The following is a 4,121-nucleotide window of genomic DNA, read 5'->3' as shown; positions in this document are numbered from 1 at the left end:
CGATAGACTGGTTCATCACTGCGATATTGTTGAAACAGGTAATGATTCTTATCGCTTTAAAAATAGGTCTTAAACTGGTGCACTTTTGCACGCAAACTGTGGTGCACTTCTAAACAAGCATTGACAGAAAGTAGATGCTGAAATGGATTCAGCATGACAGTAAAGGTGACATGGAAATTAAATTATGAAAGCGGGTTTAACATTTAGTTTATCGCTCATTTGCAGTTGCATGATGCATGCTCAGGCTGCGGAATCTGCCTGTACAGAGCAGGATGCGGCGAATTGTTCGCCTCAATCTGCTATAGCGCAGACCCCAACGCCATCTTTGCGCGACTTGTTAGATAAAGGTAAAGATAAACTTGCGAATAAATTATATGGCCTGCAATTGTCAGCTTTTGGTGATGCGCACAGTAATTATAGCGATTCAGGCAAACAAATGTTTGAATGGGGTGTTTTTGAAGTGGATGCTGCCATTGATTCTGGCGCTGAACTGCAAGGTGCAATGGCGATTGTAACCGACAAAAATAAAACCACAATCCCCGTTGCTTTTTTAGATTATCACACCTTTGGCGGGCTCATCGCGCCGCGTGGCCGCTTATGGGCAGAAAAAGGATTTCATCTTCAAGCAGGGCGTTTTGACGTGCCATTTGGTAACGATTGGCAGTTTTACGCCAGCAAAGATAGCGTATCCATATCGCGCCCGTTAACCACGGAACTGGTGATGGAAGGCGGCTATAACGACATTGGTATTCGTGCACTAGGCAACAACGGCACGTTTAACTTTAATACCTTTTTATTACGCGGCTTCAATCGTGGGCAGTTGTTGGGAGGCCGCTTAGGCGTCACGCCATTTAGCGACCCATTCTCACTTAAAAACGCCAAAGACCCAAAAACATTTGAGATTGGCCTTTCTTATCTTTATGACGCTGATAAAGCCTGGAACAAAAACGAATCGGCGTTTGCAATAGACTCGGAGGCGCATCTAAGCGCATGGACAGCTCGTTTTGAGTATATCGTTCGGTCTAAAAACCCATTGCTATCAGATGGCGCCACACGCCAAACTGGCTGGCACTTTACGCAAGAATTTGCCTTGCCAGAATCAGTCGCTTGGCCAACTACAGTGTTTGTCAGATACGAAAAAGCCGCTTTGCGCCCCAGCGAAATTAGCGACCCAGAAATTGGCACAAACGCTGGCGATGGCCATGATGCGCGTATTGCGGCAGGTTTTAGCACGAACTTAGGCAACGCTGACCTGTTGTTGTGGAAATTTGAAATACAGCATTACTTAAGGGCAACGCCAAGTACACGTGAAATGCCAGGTTACAGGCATGAAAATCTACTATTTACCCAACTGGTGCTAACGCTATGACCCGACAAACGAATGACAGCCGAGTGATTACCACACAGTGGTGGATTGCATTCGTTTTGCTTCTGATTATGTTGCCAATGGCAAGTTATTCGCTGGATGCTGAAGACCTAGAAGATGCCCGCACCACTGGGTGCTTACAGCGGGATGGTGCAAAGCCTGCCAGCGCTGCTTGTGCAAGCTGTCATGCTGACGCAGAAAAACGCTTCACCACAAACCAGCATCGGCCCTGTAGCGCATATTGCACGAGTTGCCATAAAAAAGCCGAAATGGAACGGCACCACACAGTCGGTACAGAGTTAGTGCGTGACGTGGCCTCTCATTTACCTTTGACGTCAAAAAAACAGATTGCCTGTTCCACTTGCCATAATCTTGCTCAGCCACGCTATGACAAATTGCGCTGGAAATCGGCCAGCATGTTTGACCGTATTGTACACAAAGAAAATCGTTACAGAACCTATTTTCTTTCAATGAAAAATGACCAAGGTCAGCTTTGCTTAACATGCCACTAATTAAACCAGACTGCAAAAATATTACTAAGGAAACATCATGAAACCAACAAAAAAACGCCGAATTATTCTCATTGATAATCGCTTTCAGCTGCGCATGGCAGCGGCCTTTATCGCCTTACAAATCCTGCTGACGGGCTTGTTTGCCACTGGGCTGTATTTGTTTATGGACAGCGAAGTGCATGCAGGTTTGTCATCAGCGCACGCCAGTTATCAATCACTAAGTCAAATGTTGCTGCCCATTGTTTCGATATTGGCAATTTTTAGTGTCACTCTATCCATCGTGCTGACAACTGTATTTGTGATACTGATCAGCCATAAAATTGCGGGGCCAGTGTACCGATTCAATGCGGTTTTGGAGTCTTTATCGCAACGTCGCTTAGAAACGGCGACAAAAATTCGACCTGGTGATCAGTTTGGTGAATTAGCCAATACCTTAGAAAAAGCCGTAAATGTGATTAGTAGTGATGTGACGACAGTGAAGTCATTGCTTGAAAAATTGCGGGTTAGCCAAACTTTGGGTGATGCACATGCGGTCGAGAGTGAGATTAAACAGATTGAAATTATCGTCAATCAGTGGAAAAAGAATGAAAGAAGGTCAAGTTAGGTTTAAGTTCAGAATCGTCATTGCGGGCTTGGTAAGCAATCTAGTTGAAGTTTTAGATGCTGAAATAAATTCAGCATGACATTTAGACATCCATGCAAATTTTGTGGAATTAACTCAAGAATTAAGCTGTTTTTATGCGGGTATTCTTTGAACTAGAACAAGGTAGTCTGTAGCAAACTATTGCATGAGAGTGAAGAATTTTGCGTGTATTGAAAATTTGCTGTATTAAATTTTAAGGTGAGAGAGAAATGAAAATGACCGTTGCAAAAAAAATGTTACTGTTGACCCTCATTGCGATGGTTGGTCTGATTGGCCTGATGTTATTGAGCCAGCACCAAATGGAAGAAGTGTATACCGAAACCAATTATGCCAACACCAATATAGCCCCTAGCATTATTGAATTGGATCAGGTGCGGTATAAATTTAATACCTTGCGTATACGCACTGCTAACCACACCATAATTACCGATGCTGCCAAAATGGCCGAAGTGGAAGTGGCTATCAGAAAACTTCAAGACGAGTTAAGTGCGCTGTTCAAAGGTTATGAATCTTATTTAGTCGATGATAAAGAAGCGCAGATGTTAGAGGCCGACAAAGCTGGCCTAAAAGAATATTATGTGCGCTTAGAGCCAATTCTGGCGGCTTCTCGTGCCAACAAAAAAGACTTGGCGCATCAGCTTTACATTGATATTCGCGCAACGGCTGAAAAAGCCAATGCCGATATTGCCGCACACATGGACTATAAAGTAACGCTTGGTAAAAGTATGGCGCAACACGCCGCTGAGGTGAAACAGTCGGCTAAAAACGAATCTTTAATCAGTGGCGCGTTAATTTTATTCGCAATAGCAATTATAGGTTTTACGATTACTCGAAATTTGCGCAAACAATTGGGCGGCGAACCTGATGAAGTGGCAAATATTGCCAACACCATTGCTGAAGGTGATTTGAGCTATCCCATCAACTTAGCACGTGGCGATTCAAAAAGTTTGATGGCAGCCATGCAGACCATGCAGAAAACACTTAAAGCGGTGATTGATGAGCAAAGTGCAATGTCGCGCGAAAACAAGCAGGGCAACCTAAAAGCCATCATCAGCACCAATCAATTTCACGGCAGCTATAAAACCATGGCAGAAAACGTCAATGAAATGGCGGCGAATCAGGCCGATGTGATGCGTAAAGTCACCGCCTGTATTGCTGAGTTTTCCAATGGCAATTTTGATGCGCCGCTTGAACGTTTTGCAGGGGAGAGAGTATTTATAAACGACGGCGTAGAGCTATTGCGCAGTAATATTAAAACCTTTATTGCCGACATGCAGCACATGGCCAAAGAGCACGATGCGGGTGATATTGATGTGTCAATTGATGAAGCCAAATACAAGGGCGCTTACGCCCAAATGGTGCATGGCGTAAACGCGATGGTGGGCGGCCATGTACAAGAAAAAGAGCAGATGATTCAATTGGTGCGTGCGCTTGGCGATGGTGATTTTAATGTGCAGATTCCGCAATATCCAGGCAAAAAAGCCGAAATCAATAAGAATTTAGACCGCCTCAATGGCAAGTTTAAAGGCATTGTTGATTCGGTAAAATGGGTCACGGCCGAACATGAACAAGGCAATATTGATATGGCCTTGCATGCCCA

At 44.3% G+C, this 4,121-nt stretch carries 5 protein-coding genes; all 5 read left to right on the top strand.

The annotated features are described in order from the left end of the window. A partial coding sequence (locus HOO90_RS02830) for an ATP-binding protein (protein ID WP_292838585.1) occupies positions 1-73 on the top strand: 73 nt, incomplete at its 5' end. Between the two features lie 111 nt (positions 74-184). Continuing rightward, positions 185-1,369, top strand: coding sequence for a hypothetical protein (locus HOO90_RS02825; protein ID WP_292839261.1), 1,185 nt, complete (start codon positions 185-187; stop codon positions 1,367-1,369). Beyond that, the gene (locus HOO90_RS02820; protein WP_292839259.1) at positions 1,366-1,878 is read left to right on the top strand and encodes a hypothetical protein; all 513 of its coding nucleotides are present in this window, start codon (positions 1,366-1,368) and stop codon (positions 1,876-1,878) included. The genes HOO90_RS02825 and HOO90_RS02820 overlap by 4 nt, the downstream gene beginning before the upstream one ends. Positions 1,879-1,915: 37 nt before the next feature. After that, positions 1,916-2,482 (top strand): hypothetical protein, encoded by a 567-nt coding sequence (locus HOO90_RS02815; RefSeq protein ID WP_292839258.1) that lies wholly within the window; start codon positions 1,916-1,918, stop codon positions 2,480-2,482. Positions 2,483-2,730: 248 nt separating this feature from the next. Continuing rightward, on the top strand, positions 2,731-4,121 hold a 1,391-nt coding region (locus HOO90_RS02810), incomplete at its 3' end, for an MCP four helix bundle domain-containing protein (protein WP_292839257.1).

The organism is Methylotenera sp., assembly GCF_013141425.1.
Lineage (GTDB): Bacteria > Pseudomonadota > Gammaproteobacteria > Burkholderiales > Methylophilaceae > Methylotenera.
This window is presented reverse-complemented; position numbering and strand designations above follow the sequence as displayed.

Coding starts and splice junctions, on each gene's coding strand:
- HOO90_RS02820 (WP_292839259.1), top strand. CDS start 1,366: ATGACCCGACAAACGAATGACAGCCGAGTGATTACCACACAGTGGTGG.
- HOO90_RS02825 (WP_292839261.1), top strand. CDS start 185: ATGAAAGCGGGTTTAACATTTAGTTTATCGCTCATTTGCAGTTGCATG.
- HOO90_RS02815 (WP_292839258.1), top strand. CDS start 1,916: ATGAAACCAACAAAAAAACGCCGAATTATTCTCATTGATAATCGCTTT.